This window comes from Salegentibacter sediminis (genome assembly GCF_002078605.1).
Classification (GTDB): Bacteria; Bacteroidota; Bacteroidia; order Flavobacteriales; family Flavobacteriaceae; genus Salegentibacter; species Salegentibacter sediminis.
Genome location: NZ_MSJR01000003.1, coordinates 249,711 through 268,038 on the forward strand (window position 1 = coordinate 249,711; position 18,328 = coordinate 268,038).

Annotated in this window: 14 protein-coding genes; 3 read left to right on the forward strand and 11 right to left on the reverse strand. The window is 39.9% G+C overall.

Going from position 1 to position 18,328, the window contains the following annotated elements; translation table 11 throughout:
* Positions 1-20: 20 nt before the first annotated feature.
* Positions 21-785: a universal stress protein gene (locus tag BUW93_RS07295; RefSeq protein ID WP_081210623.1), complete on the forward strand. Its 765-nt coding sequence runs from the start codon at positions 21-23 to the stop codon at positions 783-785.
* Between the two features lie 92 nt (positions 786-877).
* Here the strand turns inward: BUW93_RS07295 and BUW93_RS07300 are convergent, their stop codons facing one another.
* The 7 genes from BUW93_RS07300 to BUW93_RS07330 all read right to left on the reverse strand — a co-directional run bounded on the left by BUW93_RS07300 (position 878) and on the right by BUW93_RS07330 (position 6,731).
* Positions 878-1,261 carry a group III truncated hemoglobin gene (locus tag BUW93_RS07300; RefSeq protein WP_081210625.1) on the reverse strand — a complete coding sequence of 128 codons (384 nt, stop codon included), beginning with the start codon at positions 1,259-1,261 and terminating at the stop codon, positions 878-880.
* 3 nt (positions 1,262-1,264) lie between these two features.
* Positions 1,265-1,546, reverse strand: a complete 282-nt coding sequence (locus BUW93_RS07305) for a hypothetical protein (protein WP_081210626.1) — start codon at positions 1,544-1,546, stop codon at positions 1,265-1,267.
* Positions 1,547-1,682: 136 nt separating this feature from the next.
* A complete protein-coding gene (locus tag BUW93_RS07310) occupies positions 1,683-2,960 on the reverse strand; it encodes an acetyl-CoA hydrolase/transferase family protein (RefSeq protein ID WP_081210627.1) in 1,278 nt (425 codons plus the stop codon).
* Positions 2,961-2,963: 3 nt separating this feature from the next.
* Positions 2,964-3,542, reverse strand: coding sequence for a YceI family protein (locus BUW93_RS07315; protein ID WP_081210628.1), 579 nt, complete (start codon positions 3,540-3,542; stop codon positions 2,964-2,966).
* A gap of 127 nt (positions 3,543-3,669) precedes the next feature.
* A complete protein-coding gene (locus tag BUW93_RS07320; protein ID WP_232778329.1) occupies positions 3,670-4,929 on the reverse strand; it encodes a hypothetical protein in 1,260 nt (419 codons plus the stop codon).
* Between the two features lie 64 nt (positions 4,930-4,993).
* Entirely contained in the window at positions 4,994-5,566 is a 573-nt protein-coding gene (locus BUW93_RS07325) for a YceI family protein (RefSeq protein ID WP_081210631.1), read from the reverse strand.
* 286 nt (positions 5,567-5,852) lie between these two features.
* Positions 5,853-6,731 (reverse strand): cell division protein FtsX, encoded by an 879-nt coding sequence (locus BUW93_RS07330; RefSeq protein WP_081210633.1) that lies wholly within the window; start codon positions 6,729-6,731, stop codon positions 5,853-5,855.
* A gap of 171 nt (positions 6,732-6,902) precedes the next feature.
* On the opposite strand from BUW93_RS07330, the gene BUW93_RS07335 reads away from it, so the two are divergent.
* Complete coding sequence (locus BUW93_RS07335; protein WP_081210634.1) at positions 6,903-7,829, forward strand: ketopantoate reductase family protein; 927 nt, start codon at positions 6,903-6,905, stop codon at positions 7,827-7,829.
* On the opposite strand, the gene BUW93_RS07340 is transcribed toward BUW93_RS07335, so the two are convergent.
* The 4 genes from BUW93_RS07340 to BUW93_RS07355 form a co-directional block, all read right to left on the reverse strand.
* Complete coding sequence (locus BUW93_RS07340) at positions 7,826-10,240, reverse strand: glycoside hydrolase family 31 protein (RefSeq protein ID WP_081210636.1); 2,415 nt, start codon at positions 10,238-10,240, stop codon at positions 7,826-7,828. The genes BUW93_RS07335 and BUW93_RS07340 overlap by 4 nt on opposite strands.
* A gap of 110 nt (positions 10,241-10,350) precedes the next feature.
* Positions 10,351-12,261: a 1,4-alpha-glucan branching protein GlgB gene (gene glgB, locus BUW93_RS07345; RefSeq protein ID WP_081210637.1), complete on the reverse strand. Its 1,911-nt coding sequence runs from the start codon at positions 12,259-12,261 to the stop codon at positions 10,351-10,353.
* 1 nt (position 12,262) lies between these two features.
* Positions 12,263-13,531 (reverse strand): glucose-1-phosphate adenylyltransferase, encoded by a 1,269-nt coding sequence (locus BUW93_RS07350; protein WP_081210639.1) that lies wholly within the window; start codon positions 13,529-13,531, stop codon positions 12,263-12,265.
* Positions 13,524-14,942, reverse strand: coding sequence for a glycogen synthase (locus BUW93_RS07355; protein WP_081210640.1), 1,419 nt, complete (start codon positions 14,940-14,942; stop codon positions 13,524-13,526). The genes BUW93_RS07350 and BUW93_RS07355 overlap by 8 nt, the downstream gene beginning before the upstream one ends.
* Positions 14,943-15,263: 321 nt before the next feature.
* On the opposite strand from BUW93_RS07355, the gene leuS reads away from it, so the two are divergent.
* A complete protein-coding gene (gene leuS / locus BUW93_RS07360) occupies positions 15,264-18,080 on the forward strand; it encodes a leucine--tRNA ligase (protein ID WP_081210642.1) in 2,817 nt (938 codons plus the stop codon).
* Positions 18,081-18,328: the final 248 nt, after the last annotated feature.

The window sequence follows — 18,328 nt, forward strand, 5'->3', positions numbered from 1 at the left end:
CAAATTAGAAAAGGAAATCCATGGCCATTAATATAGTAATCTTAACCGATTATTCTGCACATGCTTATAATGCAGCTAAATATGCCCTGAATTTACCCGGTGTTGCCTCAAATTTTTACATTTTACACGCCGGCGATTCAAACAAAGAGGGCCTTGATGCTTGCATCGAAAAGCTTCGTAAAGAAGCTACAGCTGACGGCCATAAATTTCATGCAATCCTGAAAAATGATAATTTGATTGATGCCACACGAAAAGTTGTGGCCGAAAAGGATATTGATCTTATAGTTATGGGCGCGTCGGGCAGAAGCTCCGATCAAATTAAAGGTATTGGGACTAACACTTATAATGTGTTGAGAAAGGTGAAATGTCCCGTACTTACCGTTACCGAGAACCAGGAATTCAAAGCCTGGGAAAACCTGTTCTTCCCAATTGATTATTCAGTAATGTTGCACGGCGATATGCTGGATGTGTTTAAAAAGTTACCCTTGTTGGCAGCTTCAGTTTTCAATGTGTGGGAGATAAACGGCAATAATCAAAACGGAAATCAACTTGGTGTAATTCGTCAGGAATTAAATACCAGGTTGAGCCCCAGAGCTGTTAACTTTAATACCATCGATCCAAATACCCAACTTGGCGGGCAATTCTGGAAGGATGCTAAATCTTCTGCAAATCTTGTCGTGCTTATGGCGCGAAACCTGAAGATTTCAGATATATTGTTGTTGCATCCTCCCATACAAAATGGGGCGCAAGCCTCAAGACCGCCAATATTGATCCTTCACGGATAAAAAAGTTTCATTCATTTTAGAATAAAACGAAATTAGCCCCAAAAAACCTGTTCTATAGAGCAGGTTTTTTATTTTTTATGGAAGCGCTAATTTTAGTTTCTTGACTGGAAGATTTTCAGGTACAGGTGGGTAGACATTTTCCTGGCGTTATTTTTTGCGCGATTAGCCAATTCTCCCTCAAAGAGTTCATCTATGGTTTCAAACCATAGGTTAAGCCATACTCCAAAATGTTCAGAAGATATCTTGTGGTCATTTTTCTGATCTACTTTTACATGAGCCTTTTGTGGGTTTCCACGGTAGACACCTTTGAAGAAAAGATTACTCTCCCAGAAATCTGTAAGCTTGTCCAGGTGTTCATCCCAATCTTCTATAGATTCATTGAAAAAATATCCAATTTCAGGATTCTTGCGTACTTTGGAATAGAACCGGGAGATGAGGGTAAATACATCTTCCCGATTTTGAATGTCATTCCTCATTGCTTAGATAATATTTATTAGGATAAAGATTATGGAGACTGCTAAGCTAAGGATTAATGCATTAAGGATGATCTTTGGTTTAAATTGAGCGAGAATAACGGCGTTAAACCCCATACAAACGCTTACTACGGCAAAGAGTTGCAACATATCCAGAAATCCGTGGCCCTGCATTAAAATAAGCATGGCAGCCACTGAGCCCAGACAACTGGAAGCGATAATTCCAATGGTAGAATAGCCCAGGGGCATTTCTTTAAAATCTGCAAGCAGGTTGTTGTAAAGTTTCATTTTAGTGATTTTTTAGATTAGGGCATAAAATTAGCCTGCTTACTGCCGGATACTTATGACTTAAATCATAAGTAAGAAATAGAAAAGCCCGGAAACTACAGGTTCCCAGGCTTTAAGGCTAAAAATTACAAGGTTTTTATTTCCTGAATCTTAAAAAAGTTTCCTTTTCCAGGGCTTCCCGGTGATCGGGATGGGCGATGGAGATTAAGGCTTTTGCCCGTTGTTTTAAGTTTTTTCCGTAGAGATCTACTACACCATATTCGGTGGCTATGTAATGCACGTGGGCCCGGGTAGTAGTTACGCCTGCTCCTTCTTTAAGATATGGTACAATCTTGGAAATTCCTTTTGCGGTCACCGAGGGCATGGCGATAATAGGTTTTCCGCCTTCTGAAAGTGAGGCCCCGCGAATAAAGTCCATTTGGCCGCCTACTCCCGAGTATTGATATTTGCCTATAGTATCGGCGCAAACCTGCCCGGTAAGATCTATTTCCAGAGCACTATTTATGGCTGTTACTTTTGGATTCTGGCGTATTATAGCAGTATCATTGGTGTAGCCTGCTTCCTTAAAATGAACTATGGGGTTATCGTCAATAAAATCGTAAAGTTTTTGTGATCCCAGTGCAAAACAGGTCACTATTTTTCCCGTTTTAATCTCTTTCATTTCGCCGGTAATTACCCCCGACTCTACCAGTGGCAGGACTCCTTCTGAAAGCATTTCGGTGTGTATTCCCAGACGTTTGTGGTTTTTAAGATTGTTCAATACCACATTTGGGATTCCGCCAATCCCCATTTGTAGGGTGGCCCCATCTTCAATAAGCCCTGCAACGTGCTTTCCGATTTGGGTTTCAACTTCGGTGGGTTCAGGAATATTCAATGCAAATATTGGATGATCTACCTCGCAGGCAGCATCAATATTGCTGATGTGAATGTTTCCATCGCCGTGACTCCTTGGTACCTGAGGATTGATTTGGGCAATTACTTTCTTTGCGGTTTGTATTGCCGGAAGTGTTATGTCTACAGAAACTCCCAGGGAGCAATAGCCGTGCTTATCTGGCGGAGAAACCTGTATGAAAGCCACATCCAGGGGTAAAATGTTTCTTCTGAAAAGCAAATGCATTTCACTTAAGAATATAGGGATATAGGCGCCAATAGAAGAATTAACCGCCTCTCGCACATTCCCGGCTACAAAACAGCTGTTGGTGACAAAAGAATCGCTAAAAGGTTTTTTAGTGTATTTAGCATTTCCTTCGGTATGAATTTGTATGATCTCAACCTCACTTAATTCCTTGTGTCTATCACTTAAAGCATCTATCAAAACGTTTGGTGTCATTGCAGCTCCCTGAAAAAATACACGGTCGCCCGATTTAACTACCGAAACGGCTTCAGTTGGAGAGACTATTTTGAGGTTGGTCATATTTTAGGCTTTTATATTAAGTTTGAAATTAATGTTTATTTCTTCTTCGATTACAATTAACCCAAACATTTTGCTTGGAGCTTCAAGATCGAAATCTTTGATGTTTAACGCCAGGTTTCCTTCAAAACAAAGTTGATCATCGCCGGTAAGTCTTACCGGGAAACGATAATTTTTATTCTTTCCTGCAATTTCAAAATTTAAAGTGACATGAGCATTCTGCTTGTCGTCCATTTCTATTTGTTGGATTTTAAGAAGTATTTCCGGATGCTTTTCGGTTTTGAGGAGCTCTCGAAAGTCTTTGTTAATTCGTCTGTTTCCGCAGTCAAAATTGGTATTCTTTAAAGGAAGAATGCTATTTCTGAAATCAAGGATGTCGCCTTTAGAAGAAAAGTGAACGGTAATGCTTTGTTCTTTAAACCGAATAGTATTGAAGTCGCATTCAAATTCACTGATATTAGTATTTCCGGAAATACTTAAACTGCTCTCGGGCAGGATTTCTATTTCACGGGTTTCCACATTGGGTTGAGCAAAACCTGCCAAACTTGAGATCAGAAGACTAAAAAATAACAGGTAGGTTTTCATTTTTTCTTTTTTTGCAATTTTTATAAAAATAAAGTATCATTATAATATAGCGAAATCCTTGCCAAAATGATATAAAAAACCCCGGGATAACCTTTATTTAAGGTTAAATCCCGGGGCCACTCTCAACTTAGAAGCTTATTGCCGCCTCAAGCGTAATTCCATTGAATTGTCCTCCAGCGTGAATGTCTCCTACTGGGTAGTCGCTATATTCCTGATTAACATACTCTAATTTTGCCAGTATGTTTTTAGTCATAAACCAACCTGCACCTAATTGGAAACGGTTTACAGATACTTCTTGTGTATCGGTAAGTTCACCATTTACGTTACTGAAACGTCCACCAAGGTAGAAATCTTCTTTAGCACCAAATCTGTATAGAAGTTCACCTGCAAGATGAGTATAGTTTCTTGTGTCAGCTTCTCCTTTGTTTTTTCCACTAGTAGTTTCAAAGATTCCAAAGAACTCAAGTCCACCATACTTTAAGAATGGGTTGATCATAATAGAAGTCATCTCGTTCTTGAAAGAAGTAGCGATACGACCACCTTTATAAGTGTCTCCCTCTCCATCAACATCGGTCATTACGTTGTAGTAACGTGTACCTGCACGGTCACCGCTGTAAAGGTAGTTTCCACGAGCATAGTTATGTCCACTGTGGAAGAGAGAACCTGTTAATCTGAATCTAAAATCTTCAGTGATTTGGTTGTCATATCCAAGTTTAGCAAGGAAAGATGGATCGGTTTCTCCGTCACCCTTTGTAGATTGGTTCAATTTACCGTTGGTAAATCCTAACATACCTAACCAGGGGCCGTTGAACATATAAACTTCAGCACCAACTTCTGTAGTAAAACTATCCATTAGGTAGTTACCTACGAATGGGTTGTGAAGTGCGTGAGCGTTATCTGTTCTTCTGAAGTGAGCATCACCATAGTTGTTCTCCATGTGACCAATCTTGATTCTCATGTGATCCATAAGACCTTGTGCAAATCCTTCGCTAATGAAGTCTAATTTGTCAATCTGGATATAACCACCTTTTACGTAAGCCTCAGTGTGGTGTTGAGAAGAAAGATAAGTTCTTAAGTGCATTCTCACCCCGTCGTAAAGCAATACATCAAGGTCTAGGTTGGCAGTTGCCAGGTTAAAGTTTCCTTCTAGTTCTGGAAGGGTATTCAAGTCATTTTCATGTTCTAAAGACTGGAACTGGATGGTAGAAGCTCCACCAACTCTTACCTGTACACCATCAAAATAAGTTTCGGTGTCTTTAGGGGCTTCAAAATCATTGATGCCACGTAGGTCTGGATCTCTGAAGTTAGGAAGGTCTCTATCCCAAATAGTTTTGTTTTGTTCTTCTACCTCAACTTCTTGTGCCTGAGCCTGAAAGCCCAGCGCCATTATAAGCGCGATTCCTGAATATTTAATTAAATTTTTCATTTTTTTAATTGTTTAATTGGATTGATTATTTAGTAAAATTTGTAGTGAATTTAATAGTTACTTCCTCCCCAGTGGTAATGGTTCCGAACATAGCAGTAGGAGGGTCTACTTTGTAATCGGTCATATTTAGCGTTTTTTCTCCAGAAATCTTGATCGTATTTCCGTTAACGCTCATCGTGAAATCAAGTGGGATTTGCTTAGTAGCCCCAGAGATCTTTAAGGTGCCAACACCTTTTACTTTATAAGTATTGTTTCCGGCATCCTGGAAATCTTTTACCTGGTCCAGTTTAAACTCTATGTTTTTGTACTTGTTTGTGTTTAAAGCCTTATAGGTGTTTTTGTCCATTCCACCTTTACCGCTTTTTAAACTTTCAGCCGGGATGGTTACCTGTAAACTTTGAAGGCCGGTAATTTTACCGTCTTCAGATTCCAAAACAGCACTACCGGATTTTTGTTCGGCATCTAATTCCCAATCGTGAATATTTGATGTTCCTTCAACTTTGATATCGGAAGAGGATTGCAATTTAAAATTCTGACTTTGAGCTGTGCCTACTACAAAAAGAAATAGTACTAGTGCGATTGATATTGAACTTCTCATGACATTAGGTTTTTAAGTTTGGTACAAAGTTGGGGCAGAATTCCTACAGAATTTATGACGGCAGTCAGATTTTAGAAGATTTGAAGTCCCGATTGGAAGAAAATCAGGTCGTTTTGAAGGTTAAGCATGCAATCGAAAAAGACAGAAGGGAATTATTTTGCTGCATAAATATCTAAAAATCAAACTATTAATCTTATTTTTAACTGTTTCGTGAGTGTAACAAAAGTGTCATTCAGTTTGACCTTAAAATTGTATACGGTGAAATTTAAGCTTTTAGAATCCCTTTTTAATAATAAAGTTCGTCGGTCTTTAAATTCAGGAAACGGGAAGTGGCAAAGAAAGTGCTAAGCCAGGTAATAAGAATCCCGGTTAAGAAAACCCCGATAAATAATGCGGCAAGTATTTTAATATCTCCCGCCAAATCGAGTTCAGGGAAACTGTTATCGAGATAATAGAGAAAGGCGGCCATACCAATTAAGGCCAAAATAGCCCCAATGATCCCTAGTTTTACGCTTTGCCATATGAAGGGGCGTCTAATAAAACCCTTGGTGGCACCAACCATTTGCATGGTTTTTATGATAAAGCGCTTGGAATAGACCGAAAGTCTAATGGAGCTGTTTATAAGTAAAACGGCTATAAAAGTGAATATCCCACTGGCAATAAGTACCCAGAAACTAATTTTCTTTACATTATCGTTTAATAAGGAAATAAGCGGTTTGTCATAAATCACTTCATCTACAAAGTTTTTTCCCGTGAGTTCTGCCGCGATCTCATCAACCTGTTCGGCCGAAACATAATCGGCGTTCATATATACATCTATGGAATTTTGCAAGGGGTTATACCCCAGGAACTCCATGAAATCCTCGCCTATTTCTTTGCTATGGGCCTCGGCGGCATCTTCCTTGGAAACAAAAGTGGTGGATTTTGTGTAATCTGCCATGGCGAGGCTCTTTTTAAGCTCCTCCATCTCGACCTCCTTAGCCGAATCTTTGAAATATACAGTAAGCGCGATTTGTTCTTTAAAGTGATCAGCTACCTTTTTGGTGTTGAGCACCAATAAACCCAGCATCCCTAATAAAAATAGTACCAAAGCGATACTTATAACAACTGAAAAATAAGAAGAAATCAACCTGCGTTTCTGGTACTTTTCAAAAGATGTGCTCATAGGGCGACCTGGATATTTTTTGTAAAAATAAAAAAGTTAAGCGTTCAATTTCTCTAAAACGTTTAAAGTTTGGAAAAATTAGCAGAGACCTGAAATATTTTAGCAACCAGTGCAGGAATAGTTGGTAGGTTGGAACAGTAATTTTACTTTTATATTGAAATCACAAGTACTATGAATATTTTAATCTTCGGAATTGGAGGTGTAGGCGGTTATTTTGGTGGAAAACTCGCCCAGGCAGGTTATGATGTGACTATGATTGCCCGTGGTAAACACATGGAAGCGATTAAAGAAAACGGACTTGAAGTTGAAAGTATCAATGGTGACTTTAGGGTGCAACCAAACCTCACAACTGATAATTTGGCTGAAGTTCCGACTCCAGATTTGGTAATTTTAGGGGTTAAATCCTGGCAAGTCCCTGAAGTTGCTGAGCAACTGAAACCGGTAATTTCAGCTGAAACCATGGTTTTACCTTTACAAAACGGCGCCAATAATGTGGAAAAACTCATGGAAATCCTTCCGAAGAAAAACATTCTGACCGGGCTTTGCCATGTTATAAGTTATGTTGAAAGACCCGGGAAGATAAAACACGTTTCCTTTGAGCCCAGAATCACTTTCGGGGAGATTGATAATTCTAATTCAGAAAGAATTCAGCGATTAAAAACGCTTTTTGAAAAAGCTAGGATCACTAATTTGAATCCAAAAAATATTCAACTGGAAATTTGGAAGAAGTTTCTGTTTATCGCCACCATTAGTGGTCTTGGTGGGCTAACCAGAGTTTCTATTGATAAAATAAGGGAAAGCGAATATTTGTATGACTTATTGCTAAAAACCGCTCAGGAAATTAAATTGGTGGCCAATGCTAAGGGAATTCCGTTAACAGAGGAGCATTTGGAAAAAGCTTTTGAAATTATTCAAAATCAAGCCCCGGGAACTACCGCTTCTACCCAACGCGATATTATGGCCGGACGGCCTTCAGAATTAGAAAACTTCAACGGGTTCATTGTAAAGGAAGCTGAAAAATTAGGCGTAGCAACACCCGTAAATAAAATGATCTACGAGTGTTTGTTGCCTATGGAAAAAGAGGCGAGGAATTCTTAATTATTTCCGTTTTCCCCGCCCAGTTCTATCATGCTAAAATTTTCATCGATTTGCATAGTAATACATCCATTATGATGCAAGTGCTCTAAAGATTTGGTTTCGTTATCCAGCTGTATGTTTTTGATCTCAAAGGGAAGTCCATGGATTTGCAATTTGAATTTTTTGCAATCACTTTCAAAAGTTCCGTCTTTATGCTGCTGAATTACCAGTTGGTTTTTCCTTCCGGTTAGTTTAAAACTTCTAAGACAGAAGCGCCCTTTGGCATAATCGTAACCATCCTGTGCATCTTCGAAAAACTGAGAATCTTCCTTGCCTTCTTTATAGTAAATGTCTAAAATCACTTCCTCGATCACTTTTTCACCCACATATTGCTGCACCGGATATTTTGGAATGATGGCTCCTTCTTTAATGAATACCGGCATACTATCAATATCGGCATCAACCCACATTTCTTTTCCGCCTTTCACCACTTCATCGGTCCAGTGGTTGTACCAGTTTCCACGCGGAATATACATTCTTCTTCCTTTGGCGTTAGGCTCCTGAACCGGACAGGCAAGAATACTATCACCAAAAATAAATTCATCTATTCGGTAATGGGTGTTCACATCTTCCTGGTCAAACATTACCAGCGATTTGATTAAAGGCACACCCTTCTCGGTATAGTCCCAGAAAGCGGTATATAAATAGGGCAGCAATTGATAGCGTAATTCAATGAATTTCCGAACGATATCCGTAACTTCTTCTCCAAACGTCCAGGGTTCCTGTTCCCCGTGATCTCCCGAAGAATGCACTCTAAAGAAAGGGTGAAAAGTTGCCAGCTGAATCCAGCGTGTAAAAAGCTCGCCCTGGGGTTGCTCGGCAAAACCACCTACATCGCTGCCGGCAAACGAAAAGCCCGACATTGCAAGGCGCTGTACCTGCACATTGGCGATCCATAAATGTTCCCAGTTCGCGATGTTATCGCCCGTCCAGGTTGAGGTATAGCGCTGTGTCCCCGAATAGGCCGCTCTGGTGATCACAAAAGGTCGTTTTGGATGTGAAAATTTCTTCACGCCCTGGTAGGTGGCCCTGGCCATCTGCATTCCATAGATGTTGTGGGCTTTTCTATGGCTGCAGGGATTCCCGTCGTAGTCGTGACGAACATCATGAGGAAAAGTTTTATTCGGAACTTCCATCACCGCGGGCTCATTCATATCGTTCCAGATTCCTTTAACCCCAATCTCTTCGATTATTTCCTTGAATAATCCAGACCACCATTCCCTTACTTCAGGTTTGGTGAAATCGGGGAAGTAACATTCGCCCGGCCAAACTTTTCCTTTGATGTAAGGCCCGTCGGCGCGTTTGCAGAAATAATCATTTTCCAGGCCTTCCATAAAAACCCAATAATCTTTATCGATTTTAATCCCGGGATCTATGATCGCCACGGTTTTAAAACCATCTGCTTCCAGTTCTTTTACCATTCGTTTTGGATCGGGGAAATACTCTTTGTTCCAGGTAAAACACCTGAACCCTTCCATATAATCAATGTCCAGGTAAATGGCATCACAAGGAATTTGCAATTCTCTGAATTTAGAAGTGATTGCTTTTACTTTGCTTTCAGGGTAATAACTCCATTTACACTGGTGAAATCCTAAGGCCCAAAGTGGCGGTAGATCTGGTTTTCCGGTTAGATCAGTGTAATATTCAACCACATCGGTCATTTTAGGGCCGTAGATGAAATAATAATTCATCTCGCCGCCTTGCGCCCAAAAACTAGTAACAAATCGCCGTTCCTGCCCGAAATCAAAAAAGGATCTAAAGGTGTTATCAAAGAAAATCCCGTAGGCCTTATTATTGTGAAGCCCGGAGTAAAACGGAATGGTTTTATAAATTGGGTCGGTATCTTTTCCGTAGGCATAAGAATCGGTCACCCAATTCTCGAAGCGTTTGCCTTTTAAATTTAGATGTCCCGGTTTGTCGCCCAGCCCAAAATAACTCTCCCCATCGTGTGAGACCTTGCTCATTTTCACGATGTCTCCACCAAATTCATAACTTTCTTCCCAATGAAAACCAAGTTCATCTTCGTTGATCAATGTCCCGTCTGCACGATCATAAATTTTTATTTTCAGATCTTTTTTAGAGACTTCACTTATAATCTTGGAAGTGGTAATGCTATAATACTCCTCCTCTTCTTCAATATCTAACTGATTGTAGCCAATGCTGGCGAATTTCGTTATGGCATAAGAGAAATCGTTAGCAAATCTACCGGTGGTGGAATATCGAAATCGCAACAAACCATCCCTAAGAACTGTGATTTGTAAGGCAACATCATTTTCTGTTGTAAAATAAAGCCTGTCAACATCTTTGTGAAAAGAAATTATTCCAGAAGGAAAGACATTTCCTTTTTGTTCTAACTCGGTATTGGTGATCATATTTTATCAAATTACTGGGCGGTAAAAGAACTGAATAGTTTTCATATATAAACCGCTATTCACAAATTATTTATAAGCGTTTATTAACTTTATCGATGTTATATGTTCCGCTAAGAAGAATACTTAAAAGCTAGTATAGCTAGAGGAGGAAGATCTATTTCTACTGAATATTCCCGGGAATGCCAGGGCTTTTTCGTGGTCTTTTTTGCGGAATTCTCGTAATTTCCTGTACCGAAGAATTTTTTATGATCGCTATTGAAAACCTCCTGGAGCTCCCCCGAACTATTCAAACCGATCCGGTAGTTTTCCCTCGGTGTAGGAGTGAGATTACAAACAACGATCAAATCATCTTTCGGCTCATTTCCTTTTCTGATAAAACTCATCACCGAATTTTCGGCATCGCTGTAATCAATCCATTCAAAACCATCGGGCACGAACTGTTTTTCATATAAAGCGGGCTCAGATCTATAGAATTTATTTAAAGCTTTAATTACCTCCTGAATTCCTTTGTGAGAATCATACTCCAATAAATGCCAGTCTAAACTCTTCTGAAAATCCCATTCTTCACTTTGCCCAAATTCACACCCCTGAAACAATAATTTTGTTCCCGGGTGCATAAACATATATCCATACAGCAAACGCAAATTGGCAAAACGCTGCCATTCGTCTCCCGGCATTCTTCCTAAAATAGAGTGCTTACCGTAAACCACTTCGTCATGGGATAATGGCAGCATAAAATTTTCCGTAAACGTATAAGTAAGAGAAAAAGTAATATTGTTTTGGTGATGTTTGCGGTATATGGGTTCTTTAGAAAAATACTGAAGCGTATCGTGCATCCAGCCCATCATCCATTTCATTCCAAAACCGAGTCCGCCTAAAAATACCGGTTTGGAAACCCCGCTGTAGGCGGTAGATTCTTCGGCAATGGTTTGTACATCGGGGAAGGAAGCGTAAACTTCTTTGTTTAATTCTTTTAAAAACGAGATTGCTTCCAGATTTTTATTTTCGCCATATTCATTGGGTTCCCATTCGCCTTCTTCCCGCGAATAATCCAGGTAAAGAATAGAAGCTACGGCATCTACGCGCAAGCCATCGATGTGGAATTGTTCTAACCAGTATAAAGCGTTACTAATCAAGAAAGCTCTTACTTCGTTTCGGCTGTAATTGAAGATCAAACTTTTCCAATCGGGATGGTAACCTCTTTTAGGATCTGGGTGTTCATAAAGATGTGTTCCGTCAAAATAACCGAGTCCGTGGGCATCCTCCGGAAAATGCGAAGGTACCCAGTCAAGGATAACCCCAATTTCATTTTCGTGAAGTTTATCTACTAAAAATTTAAATTCATCGGGATATCCGAATCTTGAGGTTGGCGCGAAATATCCCGTGATTTGATAACCCCAGCTCGGGTCGTAAGGATATTCCATAATAGGCATAAACTCTACGTGAGTAAAGCCCATTTCTTTAACGTAGGAAACCAGATCGGTTGCAAGTTCCCAATAAGAAAGAGACCTGTTTTCTTCGGTTTTCTTCTTCCAGGAAGATAAATGCACCTCGTAAACCGAATAAGGAGCTTGTAAAGAATTATTCTTTTTGCGTTTTTGCAGCCAGGATTTATCTTTCCATTTATAATCATCTTTCCAAACCACCGAAGCTGTATTTGGTGGATGTTCACAGCGCCTCGCATAAGGATCGGCTTTCTCGGTAATAATTTCGTTATGGTTGCTATGAATCTTATACTTATATAAATTCCCTTTTTCAACATTTGGAATAAAACCTTCCCAAATTCCGCTGCCATCCCAACGCACATTTAATTGGTGTTCGCCATCCTGCCAGAAATTAAAGTCTCCAATTACCGAAACCTGTTGGGCGCCGGGAGCCCAAACCGCAAAATAAGTTCCTTGAACTTTATTTACAGTTAGTGGGTGAGAGCCAAACTTCTCGTACAGCCGATAATGTTTTCCCGACTTAAATAAATTAATATCAAATTCTGAAAATAAACTGTGCGTTATAACTTCTGCCATATTATCCTATTGTTGTTCCGGGTGGAATTACCGCCTCTTTCTTAAGCACTACAATTCCTTCCTTTATTACATATGCATCGGTTTCTGTATCTTCCAGATGTGAGCCTCCCTTAATGCTGGTATTGTCTCCAATCCTGCAGTTTTTGTCGATAATGGCATTTTCGATATGACAGTTTTCTCCAATTCCTGCGAGGATTTCTATGTTATTTTTTTCAATTTCCTCTAAAGATTCATAAAAATCGGTTCCCATCATATAACAGTTTTTTATAACCGAAGCTTTTCCAATTCGAGACCGAACGCCAATTACGGAAGATTCAATTTTATCGGCGTGAATAATGCAACCTTCAGCAATTACAGCTTTTTTGAGTTTGGTATTAGTATATTTTGAGGTGGGAAGAATCCGAGCGTGGGTATATACCCTGTTTTCCATATCGTAAAGGTTGAACTTCGGAATGTCTTCAGTAAGGCCAATATTTGCTTCGAAAAAGGATTCAATATTTCCAATATCGGTCCAGTAGCCTTCAAACTGGTAACTGCAAACTTTTTTATTTCCTATGGCCTGTGGGATGATCTCTTTCCCAAAATCTACGGTGTTGGGATCGTCCATAAGTTTAAATAATAAATCACGATTAAAAACATAAATTCCCATAGAACCCAGGTAATTTCTGCCTTCTGCTTCCATTTCAGGGCCGGTAGGGGAGGTCCAATCCGGTAAAAGTTCAGACTTTGGTTTTTCAATAAATGACGTGATATTGTTCTCTTTATCGGTTTTCAATATTCCGAAACCAGGAGCATCTTTCGCATTAACAGGGACGGTGCCAATGGTAATATCGGCGCCGGTGTCTATATGCTGCTGCACCATTAGGTTATAGTCCATATGATACAACTGGTCCCCCGAAAGAATAAGAAAATAATCAAATTTATGTTTCTTGAAATGATGCATTCCCTGCCTAACGGCATCGGCGGTGCCCTGGTACCAGGTCTTGTTATGCGGGGTTTGCTCTGCCGCCAAAACATCTACAAAAGCCGAACTAAAAAAGCTAAAATGGTAAGTATTTTTAATGTGCTGGTTCAATGAAGCAGAATTAAACTGCGTTAACACGAACATCCTCTTCAAATCAGAATTAATACAATTTGAAATTGGAATATCTACCAACCTGTATTTGCCCGCAATGGGAACTGCCGGTTTGGATCTGCTTTCTGTTAAAGGGTGAAGCCGGGTACCCTGCCCCCCTCCAAGGATAACTGATAATACTTTGTCATTATTCATTTTTAGCCGGTTTTATAGAGTTATACAAATCGATATATTTTTGAGCTGAAACATTCCAGGAATGGTCAATGCCCATAATATGTTTTCTGGTTTTTTTAAATGCAGGTTGATCCTTATAAAATGCTATGGCTCTGTTTAGAGTTTGAAGAATGTCCTCTGCCGAAGATTCCTGATGCGAAAACCCAAAACCACCATCTTCAACATCCATAACGGTATCTTTTAAACCGCCAATACTTCGCACCAGGGGAATAGTTCCGTAGCGAAGAGAGTATAGTTGGTTGAGTCCGCAGGGTTCCACACGGGATGGCATCAAAAGAAAATCTGCCCCTGCGTAGATGAGGTGGGAAAGCTTTTCATCGTAACCGATAAAAGTATTGTAAACGCCTATGTGTTTTTTCTGCAGGTTTTTTAAATCTTTTTCTACTTCAGGGTTTCCCGAACCTAAGATCAAGACACTGCATTTTTTTTCTGAAAGTACCTTATCTAAAACTTCCGGCAGAAGATCGGCGCCTTTTTCGTAGACCAGTCGTCCAATAAAGGCGAACAAAGGTTTTGAAGCTGAAAAGCCAAACTCTTTACACAGCCATTTTTTGTTAGCTGTTTTCCCGGTCTGGATATTTTTTGTGGAATAATTTTTAGCGATAAACTCATCGGTTTCGGGATTCCATACTTCGGCGTCAATCCCGTTTAAAATTCCAATACATTTTTGATTTTCGTGGCTTAGTAAACTTTCTAAACCATTTGCAACCTGTTGTAATTCCTTCATATAACTTGGGGAAACCGTAGTTACCCGCCAGGCACATTTTATTCCCGCGGCTAAAGGATTTATCACCCCATCCCAATCCAGCAAACCGATATGATTAATATCAAAAGCGGGTAAATAATGTACTTTATCGTGTGAAAACCAGCCCTGGTATTGAGCGTTGTGAATAGTTAAAATAACCGGAATTTGATTCAGCGCTTGGTATTTAAAACATTCCTGTGCCATGAAAGGAATTAATCCGGTATGATGATCGTGACAGTGAATTATAGAAGGTTTGGTTTTTAGGGTCAACATCCAATCCATCACCGCAATTTGAAATGCCGTAAATCGCGCGGTGTCATCTTCTGAATAAACATAATCTTTAAATAAAAGTCCAGGAATATCTACGAATAGGACTTCAATTTCTAAAATATTCTTTTTTAATTTGAGAATCCTGAAGGAGAAAGTATCTTTCCCTAAAACCAATTCCGATTCGTAAACACTTTCAAACTTGTGGGCAGCGGTAAATTTATTATCATAAAACGGCATCACTACCTTAGCACTAACTCCCGCTTGTTGTTGATATTTTGGTAAAGAACCTACAACATCTCCCAGGCCTCCAACCTTTGCAACAGGATAACATTCAGCGCTTACGTGTATCACGTTCATATTAGATCTTTGAAAGATTATTGAGTTAGTTAGGTTTTTTATGTCGTGATTTTAGCTTGTCATTTTGAAAAAAAATCAAAATATTTAGCCTTGTCATCAGACATTTCCCTATAAATCTACTGAATTAATAGGATAAGCTACATTAAGGAAGTCTTAAATCTCGTTTGATTTATTAAGAATAGAACCTGAATGGGGAAAGAGGGTGTCAGATAGAGAAACTAATCTTCTAATCCCTTCTCCCTAAATTCCCATAAGTGGTTTAAAATTGTAAATTTGCACGCATTAATGTGGTGTCGCCTCTAAGGGCAGAAAAACAAAATAATGAGTTACAACTTCAACGATATTGAAGCCAAATGGCAAAAATACTGGGCCGAAAATCAAACTTTTCGCGCCAGCAATTCATCAGATAAACCAAAGTATTACGTGCTGGATATGTTTCCTTATCCTTCAGGGGCCGGGCTTCATGTTGGGCACCCGCTTGGTTATATTGCCAGCGATATTTATGCGCGCTACAAACGGCATACAGGTTTTAATGTATTGCACCCGCAAGGTTACGATAGTTTTGGACTACCGGCTGAGCAATATGCGATTCAAACCGGCCAACATCCCGCGCTTACCACAGCTAAGAATATTAAAAGGTATCGGGAACAGCTCGATAAAATAGGCTTTTCCTTTGATTGGAGTAGGGAAGTGCGTACCAGCGATCCTGAATATTATAAATGGACGCAATGGATATTTATTCAGCTTTTTGAATCCTGGTATGATATGGAAGCTGAAAAGTCCAGGGCAATTTCTGAATTAGAGGAAATTTTTGCCTCGGAAGGAAATTCCCGGATAACAGCCTCTTGTGATGATGAGGTTGAGGAATTTTCGGCTGAAACCTGGAATAATTTCACTTCAGAAGAAAAACAGGGGATTCTATTAAAATATCGACTTACCTATTTGGCTGAAACCGAAGTAAACTGGTGCCCACAACTGGGAACCGTTTTGGCGAATGATGAGATTGTAAATGGCGTTTCCGAACGTGGTGGTTATCCCGTAGTTCGCAAAAAAATGACGCAATGGAGTATGCGAATTTCGGCATTCTCAGAGCGATTATTACAAGGTTTAGATCAACTGGACTGGACCGAGAGTTTAAAGGAAAGTCAGCGTAATTGGATCGGGAAATCGGTTGGAGCACACGTAGATTTTAATGTTCAGGACTCTGACGATAAAATTGGTGTTTTCACCACCAGGCCAGATACTATTTTTGGAGTGACTTTTATGACTTTGGCTCCGGAACACGAATTGGTAAAAAAGATAACCACACCGCAACAAAAAGAAGAAATTGAAGCCTATATCGCTGCCAGTGCAAAACGCAGCGAGCGCGAACGTATGGCCGATGTGAAAAGTATTACCGGGGTGTTTACCGGGGCTTATGCCGAGCATCCTTTTACCGGCGAGTCAATACCTATCTGGATTGGTGATTATGTGCTTGCAGGTTATGGAACCGGCGCCGTAATGGCCGTGCCTTGTGGCGACCAGCGGGATTATGATTTTGCCAGACATTTTGATATTCCGATTAAAAATATTTTTGAAAATGTTGATATTTCTGAGGCTGCTTTCTCCGGAAAAGAGGGCACGGTCATAGCGAATTCCGATTTCCTTAGCGGACTCGAATATAAGGAAGCACTTCAAAAAGTGATTTTAGAATTGGAAAAAACCGGTCACGGTTACGGGAAAACAAATTATAGATTACGCGATGCTGTTTTTAGCCGCCAGCGTTACTGGGGTGAACCTTTCCCTGTTTATTACGTAAAGGGAATGCCGCAAATGATAGATGTGCAACATTTACCTTTGCATCTTCCTGAAGTAGAAAAATACCTTCCTACAGAAACAGGTGAACCACCATTAGGAAATGCTACCGATTGGGCCTGGGATACAAAATCTAACGAGGTAGTGAGTAATGAGAAGATTGACGATGAAACGGTATTTCCACTAGAGCTGAATACCATGCCGGGTTGGGCAGGAAGTAGTTGGTATCTTTTTCGTTATATGGACTCAGGGAATGATGAAAATTTTGTTTCGAAAGAGGCGCAAAACTACTGGGAAAATGTAGATCTGTACATAGGCGGAAGCGAACACGCTACCGGCCATCTATTATATTCCCGTTTCTGGACAAAGTTCCTACACGATCGAGGATACCTTTCAGTTGAAGAACCTTTTAAAAAGCTCATCAACCAGGGGATGATTTTAGGACAGAGTGCTTTTGTGTACAGGTTGGAAGGAGAAAATGTTCTGGTTTCAAAGAATCTGGTAGGAAAGAATGAAGTGCAACCTATCCACGTAGATGTTTCATTGGTTAATCATTCCGATGAATTGGATATTGAAGCTTTCAAAGAATGGCGCCCTGAATTTAAGGATGCGAAGTTTTTAACCGAAAAAGATGGCTCTTATATTGTTGGCCGTGAAGTTGAAAAAATGTCTAAATCTAAATACAACGTGGTGAATCCCGATGATATTTGTGAAGACTACGGCGCCGATACTTTAAGAATGTATGAGATGTTTCTTGGACCTTTAGAACAGGCAAAACCCTGGAACACCGCAGGAATTACCGGAGTGCATAATTTTCTTAAAAAGCTTTGGAAGTTATATCACAACGGCGAGCAATTTGAAGTTTCGGAAGAAAAAGCCTCAGCCGAATCTTTGAAGACTTTGCACAAAACCATTAAAAAAGTGACTGAAGATATCGAGGAATTCAGTTTTAATACTTCGGTTTCTACTTTTATGATCTGTGTAAATGAGCTTTCAGCGCAAAAATGTAACAGCAGGGAAGTGCTTGAACCTCTTGTAGTTTTAATAGCGCCTTACGCACCACACATAGCCGAGGAGCTTTGGAGTAAGTTAGGGCATTCAGAATCAGTGGTGACAGAAGAATATCCTATATATGAAGAAAAATACCTTGTAGAAAGCACCAAAAACTACCCGATTTCCTTCAACGGAAAAATGCGTTTTACGATGGAATTACCGCTGGATATGCCAAAAGATGAAATCGAAAAAACCATCTTAGCCGATGAGCGTACTCAAAAACAACTCGATGGCCGCACCCCTAAAAAGGTGATCGTGGTGCCCGGGAAGATTGTGAATATAGTGGGATAAAAGATTAAATAATATATAAGTTGAAGAAATCCGTTTCCAGGTTGGGGGAGCGGATTTTTTTATTGCCGTCATTGCGAAGGAGGCACGACTGAAGCAATCTGTTGAGCTGAAGAAAGAGTGATTTTAGAAAAAGGTTAATAAGAACAGATTGTCACGCTCCTACGTCGCTCGCAATGACGAAAACAATTCTTCAAAGCGTCATTGCGAAGCTGCCTTTTCGCAGCTGAAGCAATCTCATCCATATATTC